The organism is Silicimonas algicola (assembly GCF_003148765.1).
In the GTDB taxonomy this organism is placed as follows: domain Bacteria; phylum Pseudomonadota; class Alphaproteobacteria; order Rhodobacterales; family Rhodobacteraceae; genus Silicimonas; species Silicimonas algicola.
In genome coordinates this window covers 1-2,861 of the sequence record NZ_QGGV01000022.1, presented here as the reverse complement: position 1 = coordinate 2,861, position 2,861 = coordinate 1, and the positions used below count along the sequence as shown (strand labels likewise).

Below are 2,861 nucleotides of genomic sequence, written 5' to 3'. Positions count from 1 at the left end.
AAGAGACATCCGCCGGTAGCTGCGACGCTGCCCGGCGAAAACCCTGGGAGGATGAAAGTGAAACTTCTGGCATTGGCTTCCGCGCTTCTCGCGCTTGCGCTGCCTGCCTCGGCCCAAGACTTGCCGACGGTCAGGCTCGCCACTCTTGAGATCGGAACGGTGAACTGGGAACTCGCGACGATCACCGAAAACGGATTTGACGAGGCGAACGGCTTCAACCTCGACATCACGAGCTACGCCGACAACGACGCCACCCGGATCGCGGTGGAAGGCGGCGAGGCCGACGTGGCGGTCGCAGACTGGATTTGGGTCGCGCGCCAGCGCGCGGCGGGCAAGGACTATGTCTTCGTTCCCTACTCGACGGCGGTCGGATCGCTTCTGGTGCCGGGCGACAGCACGGCTGAAAGCCTCGCCGACCTCAGGGGTGGCAAGATTGGCATCGCCGGTGGTCCTCTCGACAAGTCCTGGCTGATCCTTCGTGCCTATGCGCAGAAGGAGTATGGATTCGACCTCGCCGCCGAGACCGAGCAGGTCTACGGTGCGCCGCCGTTGATCTTCAAATCGGGTCTGGGAGGCGATTATGAGGGCGTCGTCAACTTCTGGCACTTCCTCGCCAAGATGAAGGCCGCAGGAATGAAGGAGCTTGTCTCGGTCGAGACGGCCGGCGAAGCGCTTGGCCTGAACACCGATACTCCGCTTCTGGGTTACTACTTCAAGGAAAGCTTTCTCGAGGAGAACCCGGGCATCGCGCAGGCGCTCTTCGACGCCAGCCGCGACGCGAAGGAGCTACTTGCCAGCTCAGACGAGGCGTGGGAGGCGATCCGCCCTCAGATGAACGCCAACGACGACGCGCAATTCCAGCAGCTCAAGACCGACTTCCTTTCGGGGGTGCCCGAGCGCGGTCCCGTCGACATCGAGGCGGCCGGAAAGATGCTGTCGCTCATGGCGGAACTCGGTGGCGAGGAACTCGTCGGCGAGGCGTCGTCCGTTCCAGACGGTCTTTTCGCGGATGTGAAGTAGGCGATCAATGCGGGGGCAGGGGTTCACCACTGTCGTTTCCATGACGGGGCTGCTGGCACTCTGGGTGCTGGCGTCCTTTCTCACGGCCGACCCGGAAATCCTGCCCCAGCCCTGGCTGCTTCTGCCCGACTTCGCGAAGGCGATCGGATCGGGCGAACTGTTGTTCCACCTGGGGGCCACTCTCTACCGGGTGGTCTGGGCCTTCGCCCTGTCCATGGGCATCGGCATCGCTCTCGGCCTGGCCATGGGACGGTTTCCGGCGTTCAACCAGTGGTTCGACCCCTGGCTGGTGATCTTCCTGAACCTGCCTGCGCTGGTGTTGATTGTCCTGTGCTACTTGTGGATCGGGCTCAACGAAACCGCCGCGATCCTTGCCGTGACGCTTAACAAAATACCGAATGTGACGACGGTGATCCGGGAGGGCACGCGCGCGCTCGACCCGCAACTCGATGCGATGGCGCGGGTCTATCGGCTGTCGTGGTTCGAGAGGATGCACCACATCGTCCTGCCGCAACTTGCGCCCTTCATCGCGGCTTCGGCGCGAACCGGGGTCGCAGTCATCTGGAAGATCGTGCTGGTCGTCGAGTTTCTTGGCCGGTCATCCGGCATCGGCTTCAAGATCCACCTGTATTTCCAGCTCTTCAACGTCTCGATGGTGCTGGTCTACGCGTTCTCGTTCATCGCAATCATGCTCTTGATCGAATGGGCCGTCCTCCAGCCGTGGGAGCGCCGCGTGACGCGTTGGCGGACCGCATGATCCGCATTGACCTGAACTCGAAGAGGTTCGGTGACACTCCGGTTCTTGGGCCGATCTCGTTCACCATCGCGCCGGGTGAGACGGTGGCCCTTGTCGGACCTTCTGGGATCGGGAAGTCCACGCTTCTGCGGATCGTGGCTGGCATCGACCGGAAGATCGACGGACGGATCGTCCGTCCGGACGGTCTGGCCATGGTGTTTCAGGAACCGACCTTGCTGCCGTGGCGATCCGCCATCGACAACTTGCGGGCAGTCCATCCCGGACTTTCGCGCGAAACGGCGAGCGAGGCTCTGTCACAGGTCGGGTTGGCAGGGAAGGAGGCGATGTTCCCGGGCCAACTCTCCCTCGGCCAGCAGCGCCGTCTTGCCCTGGCCCGCGCGTTTTGCGGCGATCCAGAGCTTCTGGTGATGGACGAGCCCTTCGTGTCGCTGGACGCCGAGACGGCTGAGACAATGCTGGCGCTGACCGAGACGCTGATCGCGCACCACCGCCCCTCTACGCTTTTCGTCACCCATTCGCGCGCCGAAGCCGTGAGGCTGGCGCAGCGCATCCTGACGCTGGAGCCGGGGCCGCAGGGCGCCGTGCTCGGGCCGGAGCAGATACGGCAGGTTCGAACAGGGACGAGCCGACCGACAGGCGTCGTCACGGCTTTCCCCAAACCCTGAGCACCTGCGCATTTTCTGCGAAGGCAAGACGCAATGATTCCGCCCGGCAGACTCAACCCGGACGCGATTTTGCCTCAGGGTGAGGTTAGCTTGTGAGTTATGAGTACCAGTATTGCGGAAGTATTCCGCACCCGTCAGGCGCTTCGCGATCTCGACGAAGCGACACGCATCCATCGCGATGCCGTGCTCCGTCTCGGAACAACCGGGGCCGAGCGAGAAGACATTGCCGCCATCGTCGAGGATGGTGGCCGGATTCTGCTTCCCGACCGTCAGCGGGCGTACCATCAGCTTTTGCTGTCTGCGGCTCTGCCGGAAGATGACTTTCCCGCCTTCATCGCCGCCACCGCCATTCTTCTCACCGACCGGATTTCGGAAGGCGGCGGGACGGACGACCTCTATTGGAACTGGGAGGCGTTCCG

General features: G+C 63.1%; 3 protein-coding genes and 1 pseudogene. All 4 read left to right on the top strand.

Features of this window, described 5'->3' with window-relative positions:
• Positions 1-51: 51 nt before the first annotated feature.
• Positions 52-1,020 (top strand): ABC transporter substrate-binding protein, encoded by a 969-nt coding sequence (locus C8D95_RS21585; RefSeq protein WP_109761267.1) that lies wholly within the window; start codon positions 52-54, stop codon positions 1,018-1,020.
• 40 nt (positions 1,021-1,060) lie between these two features.
• Positions 1,061-1,777 carry an ABC transporter permease gene (locus C8D95_RS21580; RefSeq protein ID WP_420902645.1) on the top strand — a complete coding sequence of 239 codons (717 nt, stop codon included), beginning with the start codon at positions 1,061-1,063 and terminating at the stop codon, positions 1,775-1,777.
• Entirely contained in the window at positions 1,774-2,442 is a 669-nt protein-coding gene (locus C8D95_RS21575) for an ABC transporter ATP-binding protein (RefSeq protein WP_109761265.1), read from the top strand. Before C8D95_RS21580 ends, C8D95_RS21575 begins: the two co-directional genes overlap by 4 nt.
• 99 nt (positions 2,443-2,541) lie before the next feature.
• Positions 2,542-2,861 (top strand): annotated as a pseudogene (locus C8D95_RS21570) (hypothetical protein); the annotation flags it as partial.

Excerpts from the sequence above, each read along its gene's own strand:
- C8D95_RS21585 (WP_109761267.1), top strand. The coding sequence starts at position 52 with ATGAAAGTGAAACTTCTGGCATTGGCTTCCGCGCTTCTCGCGCTTGCG.
- C8D95_RS21580 (WP_420902645.1), top strand. The coding sequence starts at position 1,061 with ATGACGGGGCTGCTGGCACTCTGGGTGCTGGCGTCCTTTCTCACGGCC.
- C8D95_RS21575 (WP_109761265.1), top strand. The coding sequence starts at position 1,774 with ATGATCCGCATTGACCTGAACTCGAAGAGGTTCGGTGACACTCCGGTT.